This window comes from Streptococcus sp. HMSC056C01 (assembly GCF_001811305.1).
In the GTDB taxonomy this organism is placed as follows: Bacteria; Bacillota; Bacilli; order Lactobacillales; family Streptococcaceae; genus Streptococcus.
In genome coordinates, this window is record NZ_KV804182.1 from 168998 (window position 1) to 188737 (window position 19740).

Here is a 19740-nt window from a genome sequence, read left to right on the forward strand (position 1 = left end):
TGATAGAATAAAATGATAGAAATGAATTAAGGAGAAACCATGTCTGAACTATATGATATTACCATTGTAGGAGGTGGACCTGTCGGTCTTTTCGCAGCCTTTTATGCTCACCTTCGTCAAGCCAAAGTACAAATCATCGATTCTCTTCCTCAACTAGGTGGTCAACCTGCCATCCTATATCCTGAAAAACAAATTCTCGATGTTCCAGGTTTTCCAAACCTCACAGGGGAAGAATTGACTAACCGCCTTTTGGAACAACTTGAAGGGTTTGAGACACCTGTTCACCTCAATGAAACTGTTCTTGAGATTGAAAAAGAGGATGATGTTTTTAAGATTACAACTAATAAGGGAAATCATACTTCTAAAACCGTTATTATTGCTATGGGAGGCGGTGCTTTTAAACCACGTCCACTTGAATTAGAAGGTGTTGAAGGCTATGACAATATCCACTACCACGTTTCTAACATTCAACAATACGCTGGTCAGAAGGTAACCATTCTGGGCGGTGGTGACTCTGCCGTTGACTGGGCTTTAGCTTTTGAAAAGATTGCTCCAACTACACTTGTTCACCGTCGCGATAACTTCCGTGCACTTGAGCATAGCGTCCAAGCCTTGCAAGAGTCTTCTGTGACTATCAAAACACCATTTGTGCCGAGTCAACTTCATGGAGATGGAAAAACTTTAGAAAAACTTGAAATCACAAAAGTCAAATCCGATGAGACTGAAACCATTGAACTCGACCACCTCTTCGTCAACTATGGCTTCAAATCTTCTGTAGGTAATCTTAAAAAATGGGGATTAGAACTGAACCGCCACAAGATTATCGTCAATAGCAAGCAAGAGTCAAGCCAAGCTGGAATTTATGCTATCGGTGACTGCTGCTACTACGAAGGCAAGATTGACTTGATTGCGACTGGTCTAGGTGAAGCACCAACTGCTGTTAATAATGCCATCAACTATATCGACCCCGAACAAAAAGTACAACCAAAACACTCTACAAGTCTATAAGAAAAGAACCACGAATCATACGATTCGTGGTTTTACAATTCATCCGCAATTTTGTTGATCTTTCTCAGGCGATGATTGACACCACTTTTGGTTAGGGGATTTGTCAGACTATCTGCCAACTTTTGAATAGAATAGTCTGGATGCTGAATACGCAGACGGGCAACTTCCTGCAAATCTGCTGGCAGATTATCCAATCCAATTCTATCTTTGATTTTACTGATATTATTAATGGTTTTCATACTCGCTGAAACCGTACGAGCAATATTTGCTGTCTCTGCATTATTGGCACGATTGAGATCATTTCGAGTTTCTCGGAGAATCTTGACACCTTCAAAAGTATCTCGCGCCTGCATAGCTCCTACTAAAATCAGGAAATCCATAATATCTTCTGCTCGCTGGAGATAGGTCACTGCACCTTTTTTTCGTTCAATCACCTTGGCATCTAACAAGAACTGCTGCAAGAGCGAAGCAATCCCTTGGGCATGGTCCAGATAAACTGAACTAATTTCCAGCTGATACTTGCCTGACTCGGGATCTCGAATGCTCCCATTTGCTAAAAATGCACCACAAAGATAGGCACGACCTGCTTCTTCATCTTCTAAAATATCCGGATCAATTCCCGTCTCCAGACCAAAGAAAGAATCAGCCAAACGCAAATCCGCTAAAAGTTCTTGGACTTGTTCATCTGTAAACACAGTATAGACCCGATTTTTACGAAGATTGCTTCTCTGATGATGACGAATCTCCGACTTGATACCATAAAAGTGCAAGAACGATTCATAGAGATGGCGGGCAAGCTTGGCACTCTCTGTAACAACGGATAAGGTCAAGCCAGAACTAGACAAACCTACGCTTCCAGACATCTTGATAATGGCTGATAACTCATAGCGACTCAGGTGGTGTTGACCTAGGATTTCTTCTTTTACTGCTACTGTGAAACTCATTTTCTCACCTGTATGATGCGCATTAATTCATCAACGATTAAATCCCCATCATGGAAGGCACCACCATTTTCCAAACGTAGGAAGTTGGATGAAATGACACGGGGAACTTGTTGATACAAACCATCGAAATCATGCTCAACCTGAACTAGATACTCATCAAAACGGTTGGTGTCCATATAGTCTCTTGGAACCTTTTCAATATTAACAAGTACTGTATCAATAAAGGGACGACCAAGATGACGATGCAAGACTTCCACATGATCACTATCTGTAAAATGCTCAGTCTCACCACGTTGGGTCATGATATTGCAAACATAAGCCACCTCTGCTTTGGTTTCAAGAAGGGCTTGTCCAATCTCTTCAATGACAATATTCGGCAAAATGGAGGTAAAGAGTGAGCCAGGCCCTAAGACAATCATATCACTCTCAAGAATTGTATTGACAACTCGACGGCTAGCCTGCGGTTTTTCATCATTCAGGGTATTGGTAACATAAACATGGTCAATCATGCCTGGATGGTCTGCAATGTGACTTTCCCCAGCTACTTCTGAACCATCTTTAAAGACTGCATGCAGGGTCAAGGGATGATCACTAGATGGATAAATCTTACCTGTCGTATGGAAAAATTTACTCAGTAGTTGCATAGCATTATAGGTTGAACCCTGCATTTCAGAAAGCCCTGCTATGAGAATATTCCCCAGCGGATGTCCAGCAAAGGCACCTGCATCCTCCGAAAAGCGGTATTGAAAAACCTTCTCATAGAACTTTGGCATATCTGACATGGCAACAAGCACATTGCGTAAATCTCCAGGTGGTGTCAACTGCTGCATATTTTTACGCAGTTCACCTGAAGAACCTCCGTCATCAGCAACAGTTACAATGGCTGCAATGTCAACATCTCTTTCCCGTAAACTTTTTAAAATAACAGGGATACCGGTTCCACCACCAATCACCGTAATTTTTGGTTTTCTCATGAACGGTTTACCGTTTCCTTTCTTCGGTCTTTATCACGATGACTTTCATTTACAGACCAATTCTTAGACAAATCATTGGCTAAGCGTTTGGCAAATGCAACACTTCGGTGTTGTCCACCTGTACAACCTACAGCAATGGTTAAAACTGATTTGCCCTCTTTTTTATAGCCAGGTAGGATTGGTTCGATCAAGGCCAACAAATGGCGGTAAAAATCTTCAGATTCCTCATGATTCATAACATAGTCATAAACGGCCTGGTCTTCACCTGTCTGATTGCGAAGTTCTGGTAGATAGTAGGGATTTGGGAGGAAACGGACATCAAAGACCAAATCCGCATCAATTGGAATGCCGTATTTAAACCCGAAAGACATAACCTCAATACGGAAGGACTGAGCCTGTTCTTGATCTGAAAATTGCTCTGCAATCGTCTTACGAAGTTCACGGGGAGTTAACTCTGTTGTGTCTACTACGTTTTGACTCATATTTTTCAAGGGTGCCAAAAGTTCGCGTTCCAACTTGATCCCGTCCAAGATACGACCATCTGCTGCCAGAGGGTGACTTCTTCTAGTTTCCTTATAGCGTGCCACCAATTCCTTATCTGCTGCATCCAAAAAGAGGATTTTAAAGTCCAAATCATCTTGATTTTCCAATTCATCCAAGACAGCCTGAATCTCTGAGAAGAAAGAACGGCTACGCATATCAATAACTAGGGCTAACTTGTGGTCGTCATCCTTGGTCTCAACCAACTGCAAAAATTTTGGTAAGAGGGCAGGCGGCATATTATCAATGGTAAAATATCCTAAATCCTCAAAGGATTGAATGGCTACCGTTTTTCCTGCACCACTCATCCCTGTCACAATCACCAGGTGAAGTTGTTTCTTTGTCATCATTGTCTCCTTATATCAAAAGAAGTTTGGAAGAACCAAACTTCAACTCGCTTATCCAATCTCTGCGATGACTTCAATTTCGACTTTTACATCGCGAGGAAGACGAGCTACTTCCACAGCTGAACGAGCTGGAAATTCCTTGTTAAAGGCTGTTTGGTAAACCTCGTTAAAAGGTACAAAGTCGTTCATATCACTCAAGAAGCAAGTTGTTTTAACAACATGGTCAAAGTCTGTTCCTGCCTCTGCTAAAATAGCTCCAATATTTTTCAAGACTTGTTCTGTCTGTTCTTGAATCGTTTCACCTACGATTTCTCCAGTTTCAGGAGATAGTGGAACTTGACCGCTAGCGAACAAAAGGTTGCCAACGATTTTTCCTTGAACGTAAGGTCCGATTGCTTTTGGAGCTTTATCTGTATGAATTGTTTTTGCCATATGTATTCCTCACAATTTTTCTAAAATAGCATCCCAAGCTTGATCCATTCCTGCTTTTGTTACGGACGAAAAGAGGATAAAATCATCACTTGGATCAAAGTTTAATTTCTTTTTAATAGCTGATTCGTGCTTGTTCCATTTACCACGCGGAATCTTGTCTGCCTTAGTCGCCACAATGATGACAGGAATTTCGTAATATTTAAGAAATTCGTACATCTGCACATCATCTGCCGTCGGATCATGGCGAAGGTCAACGAGACTAACAACCGCTCGAAGATTTTCTCGAGTGGTCAAGTACTCCTCAATCATACGTCCCCATTTTTCGCGTTCCTTTTTGGAAACACGGGCATAACCATAGCCAGGCACATCCACAAAACGCATCTTGTCATCAATATTAAAGAAATTGAGTAGTTGTGTTTTTCCTGGTTTTCCAGAGGTACGAGCTAGATTTTTACGATTGAGCATGGTATTGATAAAACTTGATTTACCAACATTTGAGCGCCCTGCAAGAGCAATCTCAGGAAGTTCATCTTGCGGATAGTGGGACTTGTTGGCTGCACTCAGCAAAATCTCAGCATTGTGTGTATTGATTTCCATAGTCACCTCTAGGCTGTCTCTAGAATTGGCTTAGCCGTTCCGTCAACTGCTTCTTTTGTGATACGAACTGTTTTCACATTTTCTTGACTTGGAACTTCAAACATTACGTCTAGCATAGTTTCTTCGATGATTGAGCGAAGACCACGCGCACCAGTCTTACGTTCGATGGCTTTGTTAGCAATTTCTTGGAGAGCTTCGTCGTCAAATTCAAGCTCCACATCATCATAAGAAAGCAAGGTCTGGTATTGTTTAACCAAAGCATTTCTTGGTTCCTTCAAGATGCGAACCAAATCATCTACAGTCAACTGCTCCAAGGCTGCAAAGACAGGCAAGCGTCCAATCAACTCAGGAATAATACCGAATTTTTGAATATCTTCTGCGATGATTTCTTGCATGTAAGAACTATTTTCATCAATGGCCTTGTTGTTTTGTCCGAAACCAATCACTTTTTCACCTAGACGCTGTTTGACAATCTCTTCGATGCCATCGAAGGCACCACCCACGATAAAGAGGATATTTTTAGTGTCCACTTGAATCATTTCTTGTTGTGGATGTTTGCGTCCACCTTGAGGTGGTACGCTGGCTACAGTTCCTTCGATAATCTTGAGAAGGGCTTGTTGCACCCCTTCACCAGATACATCACGTGTGATAGAAACATTCTCGCTCTTCTTGGCAATCTTGTCGATTTCGTCTACGTAGATAATTCCACGTTCTGCACGTTCGATGTTAAAGTCAGCAGCTTGCAAAAGTTTGAGGAGGATATTTTCCACGTCCTCACCTACATAACCAGCCTCAGTAAGAGCTGTTGCATCTGCAATGGCAAAAGGTACATTCAAACTTCTAGCAAGTGTTTGAGCAAGAAAAGTCTTACCTGAACCTGTTGGACCAATCATCAAAATATTTGATTTTTGCAAATCCACATCTTCTGACTCTTCACGAGTGTCATGGAAATTGATGCGTTTGTAGTGGTTATATACAGCTACTGCCAAGGCACGTTTAGCACGATCTTGACCAATCACATAGTGGTTCAAGATGTTTAGGAGTTCGATTGGTTTTGGTACTTCAGACAAGTCTGCTAGGACTTCCTCTGCCAACTCCTCACGAATGATTTCCTGGGCTAACTCCACACACTCATTACAGATAAAGGCGTTGTTCCCAGCGATTATTTTTTTAACTTCTTCTTGGCTTTTGCCACAAAATGAGCAATAAACCATCATATCATTTTTCCTATTTGTAGGCATGATTCCCTTCCGTTCTAATTATTCATTCTCTCTAAAATAAGGTCATATAAAAAGCATGAATGCTATTCACCAAGTTTGTAAAGGCATTAAGCCAAAGTAGAGTAGCAAGTCCAAAGCGCTTTTTACGAAAAGCGTGTGTTCCAGCTACAAAACAGACAGCACACAAAAGAGCTGTAAAAAATCCAAAAATACTACGCTCCATTAGACTTCCTTTCTCTTTCTATATTCGATGGTAAAATCATAGGCATTTTTCTCATCTCTAGTATAAGATTTGCTTGCAACAGTCTCAAAAACAGTCAAGTCAAAATCTTCCGGAAAAAAAGTATCCCCTTCAACTTGAGCATGGATTTGTGTCACAATAATTTCATCGAGATAAGGTTCAAAAAGCTGAAAAATCTGCTTACCCCCAATGATATAGAGATTTTTATCCTGGTTATGGTACCAGTCTAAAACATCCTCAACATTTTGGAAAACCAGAACACCCTCAATAGACTCCTGTGTATTTCGTGTTAAAATTAGGGTTTCACGGCCTGGTAACAAACGTCGTCCCATTCCATCAAAGGTTACACGTCCCATTAAAATGGCATGATTCAAGGTTGTTTCTTTGAAATGTTTTAACTCTGCTGGCAAATGCCATGGCAAGCGATCCTCTTTTCCGATCACACCCTTTTCATCTTGAGCCCAAATGGCTACGATTTTCTTTGTCATGCTTTCATCCTTTTTATTGATAGTTCTATTTTATCAAAAATCTCTAAAAAAGACTGTTTTGGAATGCCTTCAGAGAGAGAAAAAATCCGTAGCAAATGATCTACGGATTTTTTATTTACCTAATGCTTTTTACAAACCAGGTGCTTGTCCTAATTCTGCCGCAAGCATCCAGACTGTTTTTTCAAGGTCAGCCTTAGCACCAACGAAGATATCATTAGTAACATCATCACCTTCTTCATCTGTTACATCCAAAGCTTTTTGGAAAAGAGTGATGAAGTAACGATAAATTTCAAGGACACGTTCCAAGCTTTCTTCTACGTTACGGAACTCTCCAACTTCTTCTTCGATTTCACTGTGTTGAAGGAATTCTGTCAAAGTAGAGTAAGGTTTGCCACCAAGAGTGATCAAGCGTTCGCTGATTTCATCAAGGTAACCATCAAGGCTATCCATGTATTCATCCATCTTAGGATGCCATACCATAAAACCACGTCCACGCATGTACCAGTGTACTTGATGTAGAGCAATATGGGCTACATACAAGTCAGCCACAGCTTGATTCAAAACTTCCTTTGTATTTACTAGCGCTTCTGCCGCTGGTTTAGATAATGTTGCTACGTCTTTTAATGCATCTTTTTTCAATTCTACCATTTTTCTCACCTCATAATATTATTTTTGCAACCATATTTATTGATTACTATCTCAGTATACTACACCTAGTAGACAAAAGCAAGAAAATTAACCCATATTAAAAAAGTTGTAATAGACTGATAATTTAAGAATAGGAAAAAGTTAAATTTTTAGTGATTTTCTGCGTCTTTACCAGAAAATTGACTTTGATAAAGGTCATAATAGAAACCTTTTGCAGCTAAAAGACTCTCATGATTTCCCTGTTCGATTATCTGTCCACCTTTCAGCACCAAAATTTTGTCAGCTTCCTGAATAGTCGAAAGTCGATGGGCAATGACAAAGCTTGTTCTTCCCTTCATCAAACGCTTCATAGCTTTTTGAATCAAAAGCTCTAAGCGTGTATCGACTGATGAGGTTGCTTCATCAAGGATTAGAATTTTTGGATCCGCTAAGAGTGCACGCGCGATAGTTAGCAACTGTTTTTGCCCAAGAGAAATATTACTTGACTCTTGGTTCATTTCCATGTTGTAGCCACCAGGAAGGGTGCGGATAAAGTGGTCAACATTGGCCGCCTTAGCAGCTTCAACGATTTCTTCATCTGTTGCCTCAAGATTTCCAAAGCGAAGATTTTCCTTGATACTGCCTTCATAGAGCCAGGCATCCTGTAAGACCATACCAAACTGGCGACGATAGTCCTGACGAGACAGGTCACGAATATCTTGCCCATCCACTAAAATGGCACCAGCTGTCACATCGTAAAAACGCATGAGAAGGTTAATCAAGGTTGTTTTCCCCGCTCCAGTAGGTCCAACGATAGCTACCATCTCTCCAGGTTCAACATCTAAGTTAAAATTGCGAATCAATGGTTTGTTTTCTACATATTGGAAATCGACATTTTTGAAACTAACTTGACCTGTCAATGGTGCAAGTTCTTTCACTTCAGCAGTTTGGACTTCTTCCTTTTCATCTAGAACTTCGAAGACACGATCAAGCGAAGACTTAGCACTTTGCATTTGTCCAGTTAATTGAGTGATATTTTGGATCGGCTGGCTAACTTGCCACACATACTGAACGAAAGCTTGCATATTACCAATCGTCAAGCGCCCTGCAATAACCTGCAATCCACCTAAGACAGCTACAATTAAGTATGTTAAATCAGACACGATATGAAGGGCTGGCATCATCAATCCTGAAATAAAGCTAGCCTTAAATCCGACCTGTTGCAATTCATCCGTAATCTTCTCAAACCTCTCTTGAGAGTTCTCTTCACGACCAAAAAGTTTGAGGACATTGAAACCTGTCAAGTTTTCCTGTACAAATCCATTCATACGTCCTAGAATGGCTGCCTGCTGTTTAAAGTATGGCTGCGAACGATTCAGAATTGTTTTAGCCCCAAAATAAGTTATCGGAATCGACAAGATAACAATGATAGCTAACTGAATATTTAAATAGAGGACCATTCCCATAACAAAAAGAATGGTAAAGACTGCATTGATAATCTGTAAGAAAGATTGTTGTAGAGCGTTTGAAACAGTTTCAACATCACTGGTAAAACGACCTAACAAATCTCCAAACTGGTGCTTGTCAAAGTAGGACACAGGGATGCGGTTGATTTTTTCGCTCATTTCATTTCGCAAATCCTGTATCATGGACTGCACCGCATTGGTCATAAAGTAATTTGAGTAGTAAGACCCCAACTCGTAAAGAAGCCCACGCAAGAGATAGATTACTAGAATTACTGCGATATAGCTGGTATTGATACCCGCTCCTGCAACACCATTTGCCATATCAAGAAGATTACTGGTTAATTCTGTGATGGCAAGCCCTAATACGAAAGGCTCGATAACACTCATAATAACGCTGACTATCTTCAAAAAGACTGCAAAGAAAACAGAAAAACGGTAGGCTTTTAAATAGCTCCATAGACGAGCTAGACTAGATTGTTGTTTCATCCTTTACCTCCTATTCTTCTGTCAGAGACGCATTTTTCAGCTGCGACTCAGCAATTTCTCGATAGATGTCATTGGTCTCCATCAATTCTTCATGACGGCCACGACCAACGATTTCACCCTTATCAAGGACAATGATCTGGTCAGCATCCATGATAGTTCCAACACGTTGAGCGACAATCAAAACCGTTGCATCTTGAGTCACTTCCTTGAGACGACGGCGTAAGATAGCATCTGTACGGTAGTCCAAGGCTGAGAAAGAATCGTCAAAGATATAGATATCTGGACCCTTGATAACTGCTCGTGCAATCGACAAACGTTGTTTCTGACCACCTGATAGATTGCTTCCCCCTTCGGCCAGATGCGTTGCGAAACCTTCTTCTCGACTTTCGATAAAGTCTTTGGCTTGGGCTACATCAGCTGCTTGGTGCAAGTCCTCATGACTGGCATCCTCTTTCCCGTAACGGAGATTGTCTGCGATAGTCCCAGTAAAAAGCAAGGCCTTTTGTGGAATAAATCCAATCTTCTGACGGAGTGATTTGAGACGGTAATCCCGTACATCAACACCATCAACCTTAATTTTCCCTAGCGTAACATCGTAGAATCGAGGAATCAATTGAACCAGAGTAGACTTACCTGACCCAGTCGAACCGATAAAAGCAATGGTTTCTCCCGGTTTAGCAGTAAAGGAAATGTTATGTAAGACAGGGCTTTCTGTTTCCCCAGGATAGGCAAAGGTCACATTATCAAATTCTAAGTAACCATGTGTTTCTGTTTCTTGAATTCCGTCCTCATTTGGATCAATGGAAATGGGCATGTCCATGATTTCCTTCAAACGTTCACTGGATACGGCCGTTCTAGGATACATGGTAAAAAGGTTTGACAAGAAGAGGAAGGACAAGAGGGCGTGGAAACTATACTCGATGAAGGCTACCAAATCCCCAATCTGCAAACTTCCTTGTTTGAGAGGGTCTAGAGCAAACCAAACGATAGCTACAATCATGGCAATAATGATTTGCACAAAAAGTGGTTCCGTCAAACCAGTCAATTTGAACAAGCGATTGGAATTGTCTGCATAGATTGCATTTTTCTCTTCAAAACGGTTTTCTTGGAAGTCTTCACGAGCAAAGGCACGAATCACTCGTAGTCCCATCAAATTTTCACGGACATACTGGTTAATCTTATCCAGTGTTTTCTGTTGTTTTTCAGATAAAGGACGGGTTTTGACCGCCACATAAATGACTACTACAGCTAGAAAAGGAACGGAAAAAGCGACAATCCAGGCCAGTGAAGGACTCGTCAAGAAAATCATGAGAATACTTGATAACATCATCATAGGAGTGATAACACCCAACTTAAGCGTTTGTTCCGCAAACTGCATGAGGACAAAGGCATCACTAGTAATACGAGTGACTAGTGAAGACACACCAATTTGCTCGTACTCATGATGAGAGTACTCTTGCAGCTTAGCATAGACATCATCCCGCATGTCCTTAACCATATTCGTGGTCAGTTTACTAGCAGCATAAGCCAGAACAACCCGTCCAAATGTTCCCAAGACGATAATAACCAACATGATTACGGCCCAAAAATAGAGTTTATCCTGATCACCTTGGTTGATTCCCTGGTCAATCATGCGGGCTAAAACTGTTGGTAAACCTAGATTGACAATGACAAAGAAAATTGCCCCGAGAAAGTCTAACACTAACCACTTGGGATAGCGTTTGAGATAAGACCAAATATAAAGCATAATTCTCCTTTCTTTTTCTTCTAAAATGCAGAAAAGAGCGTGCTTTCGCACGCCATTTTACTAAAAAGAAGACAGGCAGCCAAAACCTCGAGAGAGGGAACTGTCTGTCTCAGATATTTAAAGACTATTTTACAAAGTCAAGCAATGCCAAGAAGCTTTCTGGATCAAGGGATGCACCACCAACAAGAGCTCCGTCAACGTCTGGACAAGCCATGTATTCAGCAACGTTTTCAGGTTTAACTGAACCACCGTATTGAACACGTACTTTGTCAGCTACTTCTTGACCGAAGTCAGCAGCTACAACGTCACGAACAACTTTACACATTTTTTGTGCGTCGTCTTGTGAAGCTGATTTACCAGTACCGATAGCCCAGATTGGCTCATAAGCGATAACTGATGAAGCTACTTGTTCTGCAGTCAATCCAGCAAGAGCAGCTGAAACTTGAGCACCTACGAATTCTGCTGCTTTACCAGCTTCGTAAGTTTCAAGTGACTCACCACAACAGATGATTGGAAGCATGCCGTTAGCAAAGATTGCTTTTGCTTTTTTGTTGATGTCTTCGTCTGTTTCGTGGAAGTAGTCACGACGTTCTGAGTGACCGATAACAACGTAGTCAGTACCGATTTCTTTCAAAACTTGTGGGCTAGTTTCACCAGTGAAAGCACCAGCATTTTCAAAGTAGCAGTTTTGAGCAGCAACTTTAAGGTTTGAACCTTTAGCAGCAGCAAGTACAGTAGTCAAATCAACTGCAGGAGCTGCGATACCTGCTTCAACAAGGTCTGATGAAGGAAGTTTTGATGCTACAGCTTCAACGAATGCTTTTGCTTCTTCTGGGTTTTTGTTCATTTTCCAGTTACCAGCAATAAATGGTTTACGTGACATTTCACATACCTCTTTTTTCATTTTATTTTCTACTTATTTTATCATATTTATAGATAGCTTGCAAATCTTACTCTGTAACTAGAAGTCTTCTTTTCAAAAACTTTCCAGTCGCCATTTCTATTTGAAAGCTGGCTTGCGCCTCGTTAATTTGACCACTGCTTCTGTTCTAGCCGTGTGTGGAAACATGTCAACGGACTGGATATAATGCAGGTCATAAACCTCTAGCAATCGGACTAAATCACGCGCCAAGGTAGACACATTACAGGATACATAAACCATCTTTTCAGGAGCGTATTTGACAATGGTATCCAAGAGCTTATCATCTAAACCTGTACGCGGCGGGTCTACTATCAAAGCATCTGCACGATAGCCTTCCTTGTACCAACGAGGAATAATTTCTTCTGCAGTCCCTGCTTCATAGTGAGTATTGGTATAACCCATACGCTTAGCATTTTCTTTGGCATCCTCAATAGCTTCTGGGATAATATCCATCCCTCTCAAACTTTTGACTTTTTTAGCAAAAGCAAAACCAATGGTCCCAACACCACAATAGGCATCAATCAGATGGTCATTCTCAGTCACATCCAAGGCCTTAACCGCTTCACTATAGAGAATTTCAGTCTGTTCAGGATTAAGCTGATAGAAAGCTCGAGGTGAAAGAGAGAATTCATAATCTAGAACACCTTCGCGTATACTATCTTGACCCCAAATAATCTCTGTCTTGTCCCCATAAATCTCAGAAGTTTTGGCAGTATTGGTATTGACTGCGACAGTCACTACTTCAGGATAATCCTTGACTAGGTCTTTCACAAATTGAGTCAAATTCAATTGGCGATTGGTCACAATGATAATCTGAACTTGCCCAGTTTTCCGTGCTCGACGAACCATGATGGTCCGAACTCCAAGAATTTTCCGTTCATCTGTAATCGGAATTTGATGATAGGTCAAGAGTTCAGAAATGCGATTGGCAATAATCTGCGTCTCCTTGTCTTGAACCAGACAGTCTTTTAGCTCAACCAAGTAGTGAGAATTCTGAGCATACAAACCTGCCTTGACTTGGCCTTTGAACTTTCGAGTTTGGAATTGCAGTTTAGCCCGATAATACTTAGGCTCCTGCATGCCAATGGTTGGTCTGATTTCATAGTTTTCATAGCCAGCAGGTGCAAATTTCTTCAGAGCTTGATGGAGGAGATCCGTCTTGAACTCCAGCTGTTTGTCATAGTGCAGGTGCATGATTTGACAGCCTCCACACTCATTATAAATGGTACAGTCTGGAACCACTCGAAACTTAGATTTTTTATTGACCTCAAGCAGTTTAGCCTCAACGTAGTTACGCTTAACCGAAGTCACCTGACAATAGATATCTTCTCCCTTGAGGGCACCTGGAACAAAAACGAGGGTTTTCTGGAAAAAACCAATTCCTTCCCCGTTAATCCCCATGCGCTTGATTTTTAATGGAATTTTTTGTTTGACTTTTAGATTCATAAGTCTATTATACCACGTAGTTTCTCAATGGTTAAGAATATGTTACAATAAAACCATGAATACAAAGATATCTTTTTCCTCATTGGATTTTCCTGAGCAATTACGAACTTATATAGAGGGGGCCAACCTATCTGACAGCTCTTCTCATTCAGGCGCAAGAGTTCTCTATCTTGATTCAGATTACTATTTAAAAATTGATCAAAAGGGAAGATTAGAGCGAGAAGCTAGCATTGCAAGTTGGTTTGAACAAGAAGGAATAGGAACTCCAGTCATCCACTATCTATCTACAGATAAAGACTACCTCCTGACTAAAGAGGCTATTGGTCATGATGCTCTCGCTTTTTTAGACCAGCCAGAAAAAATCTGCCGAACCATGGCAGAGGCTCTTAAAAAGCTTCACAACTTAAACCCACAAAATTTTCCATCAGAAAATCATTTAAAAGCCTATAAAGAAAGAGCCTTTAAAAACTATGAAAAAGGTGAGTTCTATGCCAAGGCGCTCCTCCCCCAATTCCAGATTAACAGTCGCGAAGAGGCCTTCCAACTCATCCAAGAACAAGGGCACCTTTTAGAAACAGATGCCTTTATTCACGGTGATGCCTGTCTACCAAACTTTATTCTAAAAGATGCTGACCACTTCTCTTGTTTTATTGATCTTGGTTTGGCTGATTTTAGTGACCGGCATATCGATCTCTTTTGGGCAGTTTGGTCCCTCAATTACAACTTAAAAGATCCCAAATATGCTGAACTATTTCTCAACTATTACGGGAGAGAGCTGGTTGATAGCAACAAACTTCGACTCGTTGCTGCCTTCGAAGCATTTGGATAAGAGGTAAACCATGAAAATCACAAAACTTGAAAAGAAAAAAAGACTCTTTCTACTTGAGCTTGATAGCGACCAAACCTGCTACATTACAGAGGATACCATTGTGCGCTTTATGTTGACAAAAGGGAAAGAGATCTCAGCTGAAGAACTAACTGAGATTAAATCCTTTGCGCAATTTTCCTACAGTAAAAATCTAGCTCTTTACCACTTATCCTTCAAGGCCCGCACTGAAAAAGAAGTTCGAGATTATCTAACCAAGCATGAAATTGATGGGAAAATCATCCCCAAAGTTATCCAGTCTTTAAAAGATGATAATTGGATCAATGACCGGCAATATGCTTATGCCATCATCAATTCCAATCAGCTTTCAGGAGATAAGGGAAGCTATATGCTGATGCAGAAGATTTCTCAAAAAGGCGTTACCAAATCCATTATCCAAGAAGTCTTACAAGAATTTGATATGACGGAAGTCGCAGAACGGACAGCTGAAAAACTACTGAAAAAATACCAGGGGAAATTACCTGCCCGCGCCCTACAGGATAAGATTATCCAAAGCCTAACCAATAAAGGATTTTCCTACACAGAAGCCAAAACAGCCTTTGACCAATTGGATAGCCAGGTCGAAGAAGAAACCGTTCAGGAACTTATTTTTAAAGAGTTAGATAAGCAATACCCAAAATACTCACGAAAGTATGAAGGATACGAACTGAAACAACGTTTGACCCAAGTTTTAGCTAGAAAAGGTTATGATTTTTCGGATATAGCCAGCGCTCTCAGAGAATATCTTTAATTTTTTCATGAAAAAACTAAGAACTTTAAACAAAAATGTGATACAATAGTAAACGATAAACTTATAAATTGTAGAAAGTTGGTTAGTTATGAAACTTCCAAAAGAAGGCGACTTTATTACAATTCAAAGTTATAAGCATGATGGGAGTCTCCACCGTACTTGGCGAGACACCATGGTACTAAAAACAACAGAGAACGCTATTATCGGCGTCAACGACCACACACTTGTTACCGAAAGTGACGGTCGTCGTTGGGTGACTCGAGAACCGGCTATTGTTTACTTTCACAAGAAATATTGGTTTAATATTATCGCTATGATTCGTGAAAATGGTATCTCCTACTACTGCAATATGGCAAGTCCTTACTATCTGGATGAAGAAGCTTTAAAATACATTGACTATGATTTGGATGTTAAAGTTTTTACAGATGGTGAAAAACGCCTCTTGGACGTTGAGGAGTATGAACGACACAAGCGAAAAATGAAGTATTCTTCTGATCTAGACTATATTCTGAAAGAGCATGTTAAGATTCTTGTTGATTGGATTAACAATGAGCGAGGTCCTTTCTCAGAAGCCTATGTCAACATTTGGTACAAACGCTACGTAGAACTAAAGAATCGGTAAAGTTGTCAGAGGTCAGGATTAAAATCCTGACCTCGTTTTTTGATTTTCAACAAGCCTTTGAGTAGCGACTAATTGAACTGTTTATCAGCCTTCTAAATCCCAAAAAGCTCCTTTAAGCAAAACTTCATTTTTCATCCACAAGTTTTAAGTCTCAACTGATTTATTGAAGTCTCTCGAGTCATGGACTAGGAATTCATAGATCGGTCCATCGACTTCTCTCCATCACCTTTTCCTAGCAAAAAACCTGCCACATTGGGCAGGTTTTCGTCTAAATATCTAACTTCGTAACAGTGAACTTGATATGCGAATAGTCTTTTTCGATATCCTTATCTACCATAAAGGCAGTTGCATCCTTCTTGACCTGTACCAAGTCAATATTCTGTGCTTGAGCGGCATAGACACAGCCACAGTAGCATTGACGATAAATGTCGTACTCTTCACACATTTCTACAGAGCGTTTATAGCCTTGATTTTTCTTAAAGTCGCTCGGAAGATAATGAGTTGTGTAGATTTTCTGCACGTCGATCCCGATACTATTGATGGTTTGTGAATTTTTATGGGGACTGATGGTTAGGGCTGAGCCGAAGTAATCAAAGCCCAAATCCATAGCTACTTGAGCTGTCTTATCCAGACGATAGTCAAAACAAACCTTGCAACGATCGCCACCTTCAGGTTCTTCTTCCAAACCTCTGACCAGCTGACGGTATTCGTTGGGTTCATAGGGTGCTTCTAGATATTGAACCTTGTTGCCAGTTCGTTCATTGAAATCACTGACAAACTTTTTTGTCACATAGGCACGCTTGTGATACTCAGCTTTAGGATGGATATTTGAATTAGCAAAATAAATAGTTACATCTGCATATTTGGTCAAATACTCTAAAGTATAGGTGCTACAGGGAGCACAACAGACGTGCATGAGAATAGTTGGTCTTTCTTCATTTTTTTCCCAAACTTGAACCATCTTTTGCATGACTCGGTCATAGTTGATCTTTTGATTGGGATTCATCTTACTTAGAATTTCTTCTACATCGATCATACTCTTCTCCTTTTCCTCTTGCTATTGTACCACAGGATGACCCTTTGGGCAAATAGGTTTTCGTGCTTTACTCAGTTTTTAAGTTCTTATCTAATAGCTTGCCCATCCTTGTCAAACTGATTATTAATATAGGATAAATGAAAAGCAAGATAAGACCTAGAACTAAAAAGACCGCTACAAGACCACAACGATCAATCATCCAGCCTGTCAGTGGAAATATGACAATCATGGAAAGACTAAAGAGCATGGAATTGATACTAAGCATAGTTGCTCTAACACTGGACGGTAAATAGCCTTGTAAGTCATTGAAATAGATCGGCTGATAAACTGCATAGAGTGTATCGGTCAAAAGATATACGAGAAGAAGAGCAAAGGGAGTTCCAGAAAACACCAATAGTAAGGCCAAGCCCGTTAGTGCAACAAGAGTCGGAAAAACTCGATTGCTATTCCATTTTTTACCAATTTGACTAGCTACATAAACTGCTATAAGATTTAAGCCACTACCAATCAGCATGACCAGTGAAACCTGCCATCCTGCTAAGTCACTTATTTTCTGCTGATAATAAAAGTAAAACATACACATGAGTGTTCCGACTAGCTGATAAGTCATCATCCAGTAAAAGAGTACTGGTTTTTCATGCCATTCTTTTCGAACTTGCAGGACAATCGTTTTAAAGGTTAAGGCTTCATTTTTTTCTCTCTTAGCCATTGGTTCTTTCATCAAATAAATCAAGATTATAGAAAGAAAAGATAATCCAATAGCAATCAGATAGGTCCAAGCCAATGCTCCGTGAATAAAGAAGCCTGCCACAACTGTACCTAGGGTTCGGGTGACTTCTGCCACACCAGACAAAAAACTAGAAATCTGAAGATAGCGGTCCTTTTGACCTGCTTCAACTGTTGAATCATATAAGAAAGCGGTGCTGGTTCCCGAGTCAAAATTATAAGACCAAGCGTTGACCATCATAGCAAAAGCATAAATCCAAAAATTCCCCTGACCAAACAAAATCAAGATAGAGGACACAATACTGGCCAAGCGAGCCAAATAGAGATTGGTCTTGTAGCTAAATCGATCGGCCAACATACCAGACGGGATTTCACACAAGAGACTTGTACCGTGAAAGATACTTTCTAATAGACCGATTTGAAGTAAGGAAAGACCATTTTGAATGAAAAATAAAATCCAAAAACTGGTGATTCCAAAATAAGAAGTGAATTCCAGACCTGCTAGGAGTGGAATATTGCGTTTGTAAGTTCTTTTAAACATCGTTTTCTCTCTTTCAATATATAATATGAGTTTTTATAAAAGACTTACCTAGATTTGCCTACATTTTCTCCACCTCTTTCATTTAAAGTAATACTCAATGAAAATCAAAGAGCAAACTAGGAAGCTAGCCGCAGGTTGTACTTGAGTACGGCAAGGCGAAGCTGACGTAGTTTGAATTTGATTTTCGAAGAGTATAAAAACGCCAGACGGCGTTTTTATGGCTATTAAGGTTTGATACGGTGCAACATACGTGGGAATGGAATGGCTTCACGGATGTGTTTAGTTCCAGCTGCAAAAGTTACCATACGCTCGATACCAATACCAAATCCACCGTGTGGTACTGTACCGTATTTACGAAGGTCAAGATAGAATTCATACTCTGTACGATCCATACCAAGTTCTTCCATCTTAGCGACAAGGGCATCGTAGTCTTCCTCACGCATTGAACCACCAATGATTTCTCCGTAACCTTCTGGTGCAAGCAAGTCTGCACAAAGCACGCGCTCTGGATTTCCAAGAACTGGTTTCATGTAGAAGGCCTTAATGGCTGCTGGATAGTTCATGACAAAAGTTGGCACACCAAAGTGGTTTGAAATCCAAGTTTCATGTGGTGAACCAAAGTCATCACCATGCTCAAGATGTTCGTAGTCAGCGTCTTCATCATTCTCATGCTCTTGCAAGAGGTCAATGGCTTGATCGTAAGTGATGCGTTTGAATGGCTCTGCAATGTAGCGTTTCAAAAGCTCAGTGTCACGTTCCAATGTTTCCAAGGCTTGAGGAGCACGATCAAGAACACCTTGAAGCAATGCTTTTACATAAGCTTCTTGCAAGTCAAGTGACTCATCGTGTGTCAAGTATGAGTACTCCGCATCCATCATCCAGAATTCAGTCAAGTGACGACGAGTTTTAGATTTTTCAGCACGGAATACTGGACCAAAGTCAAAGACACGACCAAGAGCCATAGCCCCAGCTTCAAGATAAAGCTGACCAGATTGGCTCAAGTAGGCTGGTGTTCCAAAGTAGTCAGTTTCAAAAAGTTCTGTAGAATCTTCTGCTGCATTTCCTGAAAGAATTGGGCTATCAAACTTCATAAAGCCGTTCTTGTCGAAGAACTCATAAGTTGCATAGATGATAGCATTACGGATTTGCATGACAGCAACTTGCTTACGAGAACGAAGCCACAAGTGACGGTTGTCCATCAAGAAGTCTGTTCCATGTTCTTTTGGAGTGATTGGGTAATCTTGAGATTCACCGATCACTTCGATGTCTGTAATATCCAACTCGTAACCAAATTTAGAACGTTCGTCTTCTTTGACAATCCCTGTCACAAAAACAGATGTTTCTTGGCTTAGGCGTTTGATGGTGTCAAATTTTTCAAGACCTACTTCTTCTCCAAATTTTTCGATAAAGTTGGGTTTGAAAGCCACGCCTTGGAAGAAGGCAGTTCCGTCACGCAATTGCAAGAAGGCAATTTTCCCTTTTCCAGATTTGTTGGCAACCCAAGCACCGATAGTGACTTCTTGACCAACGTAATCTTTTACTTCGATAATTGTTACACGTTTTGTCATCATTTATCTTCCTTTTTTCGTTTAACTTGTCTAAAGACATTATTACCCACTATTGTACCACAAATAATGCCTGATAGCTAGCTAGTTTGATAGAAATTCATAAGTTTTTAGCTACAAAAACCTCCGCAAAGAGGACGGAGGTTTAA

The 19740-nt window shown here is 40.5% G+C and carries 20 protein-coding genes; 4 read left to right on the plus strand and 16 right to left on the minus strand.

The window, feature by feature from the left end; translation table 11 throughout:
• Nucleotides 1–39 precede the first annotated feature (39 nt).
• Nucleotides 40–1008, plus strand: coding sequence for an NAD(P)/FAD-dependent oxidoreductase (locus HMPREF2795_RS01870; RefSeq protein WP_075228084.1), 969 nt, complete (start codon nucleotides 40–42; stop codon nucleotides 1006–1008).
• A 32-nt stretch (nucleotides 1009–1040) separates the two neighbouring features.
• Here the strand turns inward: HMPREF2795_RS01870 and whiA are convergent, their stop codons facing one another.
• From whiA to rlmD, 13 genes are all read right to left on the minus strand, one after another.
• The gene (gene whiA, locus HMPREF2795_RS01875; RefSeq protein WP_075228085.1) at nucleotides 1041–1952 is read right to left on the minus strand and encodes a DNA-binding protein WhiA; all 912 of its coding nucleotides are present in this window, start codon (nucleotides 1950–1952) and stop codon (nucleotides 1041–1043) included.
• Nucleotides 1949–2926, minus strand: a complete 978-nt coding sequence (locus tag HMPREF2795_RS01880) for a YvcK family protein (protein ID WP_001231099.1) — start codon at nucleotides 2924–2926, stop codon at nucleotides 1949–1951. Before HMPREF2795_RS01880 ends, whiA begins: the two co-directional genes overlap by 4 nt.
• Nucleotides 2923–3813 (minus strand): RNase adapter RapZ, encoded by an 891-nt coding sequence (gene rapZ / locus HMPREF2795_RS01885; protein ID WP_075228086.1) that lies wholly within the window; start codon nucleotides 3811–3813, stop codon nucleotides 2923–2925. The genes HMPREF2795_RS01880 and rapZ overlap by 4 nt, the downstream gene beginning before the upstream one ends.
• Before the next feature lie 51 nt (nucleotides 3814–3864).
• Nucleotides 3865–4245: a RidA family protein gene (locus tag HMPREF2795_RS01890; RefSeq protein WP_001140424.1), complete on the minus strand. Its 381-nt coding sequence runs from the start codon at nucleotides 4243–4245 to the stop codon at nucleotides 3865–3867.
• Between the two features lie 9 nt (nucleotides 4246–4254).
• Entirely contained in the window at nucleotides 4255–4842 is a 588-nt protein-coding gene (yihA, locus tag HMPREF2795_RS01895; protein WP_006148034.1) for a ribosome biogenesis GTP-binding protein YihA/YsxC, read from the minus strand.
• A gap of 8 nt (nucleotides 4843–4850) precedes the next feature.
• The gene (gene clpX / locus HMPREF2795_RS01900) at nucleotides 4851–6083 is read right to left on the minus strand and encodes an ATP-dependent Clp protease ATP-binding subunit ClpX (RefSeq protein WP_006145154.1); all 1233 of its coding nucleotides are present in this window, start codon (nucleotides 6081–6083) and stop codon (nucleotides 4851–4853) included.
• 31 nt (nucleotides 6084–6114) lie between these two features.
• Nucleotides 6115–6285 carry a hypothetical protein gene (locus tag HMPREF2795_RS10550; protein ID WP_000442253.1) on the minus strand — a complete coding sequence of 57 codons (171 nt, stop codon included), beginning with the start codon at nucleotides 6283–6285 and terminating at the stop codon, nucleotides 6115–6117.
• Complete coding sequence (locus HMPREF2795_RS01905) at nucleotides 6285–6791, minus strand: dihydrofolate reductase (protein ID WP_075227530.1); 507 nt, start codon at nucleotides 6789–6791, stop codon at nucleotides 6285–6287. Before HMPREF2795_RS01905 ends, HMPREF2795_RS10550 begins: the two co-directional genes overlap by 1 nt.
• Nucleotides 6792–6920: 129 nt before the next feature.
• Nucleotides 6921–7439 carry a Dps family protein gene (locus tag HMPREF2795_RS01910; RefSeq protein ID WP_075228087.1) on the minus strand — a complete coding sequence of 173 codons (519 nt, stop codon included), beginning with the start codon at nucleotides 7437–7439 and terminating at the stop codon, nucleotides 6921–6923.
• 149 nt (nucleotides 7440–7588) lie between these two features.
• Complete coding sequence (locus HMPREF2795_RS01915; protein WP_075228088.1) at nucleotides 7589–9370, minus strand: ABC transporter ATP-binding protein; 1782 nt, start codon at nucleotides 9368–9370, stop codon at nucleotides 7589–7591.
• A gap of 10 nt (nucleotides 9371–9380) precedes the next feature.
• Nucleotides 9381–11117: an ABC transporter ATP-binding protein gene (locus HMPREF2795_RS01920; RefSeq protein ID WP_075228089.1), complete on the minus strand. Its 1737-nt coding sequence runs from the start codon at nucleotides 11115–11117 to the stop codon at nucleotides 9381–9383.
• Nucleotides 11118–11241: 124 nt separating this feature from the next.
• Nucleotides 11242–12000, minus strand: a complete 759-nt coding sequence (tpiA, locus tag HMPREF2795_RS01925) for a triose-phosphate isomerase (protein ID WP_000087902.1) — start codon at nucleotides 11998–12000, stop codon at nucleotides 11242–11244.
• 117 nt (nucleotides 12001–12117) lie between these two features.
• The gene (gene rlmD, locus HMPREF2795_RS01930; protein WP_075228090.1) at nucleotides 12118–13485 is read right to left on the minus strand and encodes a 23S rRNA (uracil(1939)-C(5))-methyltransferase RlmD; all 1368 of its coding nucleotides are present in this window, start codon (nucleotides 13483–13485) and stop codon (nucleotides 12118–12120) included.
• A gap of 55 nt (nucleotides 13486–13540) precedes the next feature.
• On the opposite strand from rlmD, the gene HMPREF2795_RS01935 reads away from it, so the two are divergent.
• The 3 genes from HMPREF2795_RS01935 (at nucleotide 13541) to HMPREF2795_RS01945 (ending at nucleotide 15723) form a co-directional block, all read left to right on the plus strand.
• Nucleotides 13541–14314, plus strand: a complete 774-nt coding sequence (locus tag HMPREF2795_RS01935) for an aminoglycoside 3'-phosphotransferase (RefSeq protein ID WP_001092976.1) — start codon at nucleotides 13541–13543, stop codon at nucleotides 14312–14314.
• Between the two features lie 10 nt (nucleotides 14315–14324).
• On the plus strand, nucleotides 14325–15101 hold the full coding sequence (recX, locus tag HMPREF2795_RS01940) for a recombination regulator RecX (RefSeq protein ID WP_000705056.1): 777 nt from the start codon (nucleotides 14325–14327) through the stop codon (nucleotides 15099–15101).
• Between the two features lie 88 nt (nucleotides 15102–15189).
• Nucleotides 15190–15723 (plus strand): nucleoside tri-diphosphate phosphatase, encoded by a 534-nt coding sequence (locus HMPREF2795_RS01945; RefSeq protein ID WP_000775325.1) that lies wholly within the window; start codon nucleotides 15190–15192, stop codon nucleotides 15721–15723.
• Between the two features lie 268 nt (nucleotides 15724–15991).
• Here HMPREF2795_RS01945 and HMPREF2795_RS01950 read toward each other — a convergent pair whose 3' ends face one another.
• The 3 genes from HMPREF2795_RS01950 to asnS all read right to left on the minus strand — a co-directional run bounded on the left by HMPREF2795_RS01950 (nucleotide 15992) and on the right by asnS (nucleotide 19594).
• Nucleotides 15992–16759, minus strand: a complete 768-nt coding sequence (locus HMPREF2795_RS01950) for an epoxyqueuosine reductase QueH (RefSeq protein WP_000567559.1) — start codon at nucleotides 16757–16759, stop codon at nucleotides 15992–15994.
• Between the two features lie 67 nt (nucleotides 16760–16826).
• On the minus strand, nucleotides 16827–18026 hold the full coding sequence (locus tag HMPREF2795_RS01955) for an MFS transporter (protein ID WP_075228091.1): 1200 nt from the start codon (nucleotides 18024–18026) through the stop codon (nucleotides 16827–16829).
• A gap of 224 nt (nucleotides 18027–18250) precedes the next feature.
• Nucleotides 18251–19594 carry an asparagine--tRNA ligase gene (asnS, locus tag HMPREF2795_RS01960; RefSeq protein ID WP_148131251.1) on the minus strand — a complete coding sequence of 448 codons (1344 nt, stop codon included), beginning with the start codon at nucleotides 19592–19594 and terminating at the stop codon, nucleotides 18251–18253.
• Between the last annotated feature and the right edge of the window lie 146 nt (nucleotides 19595–19740).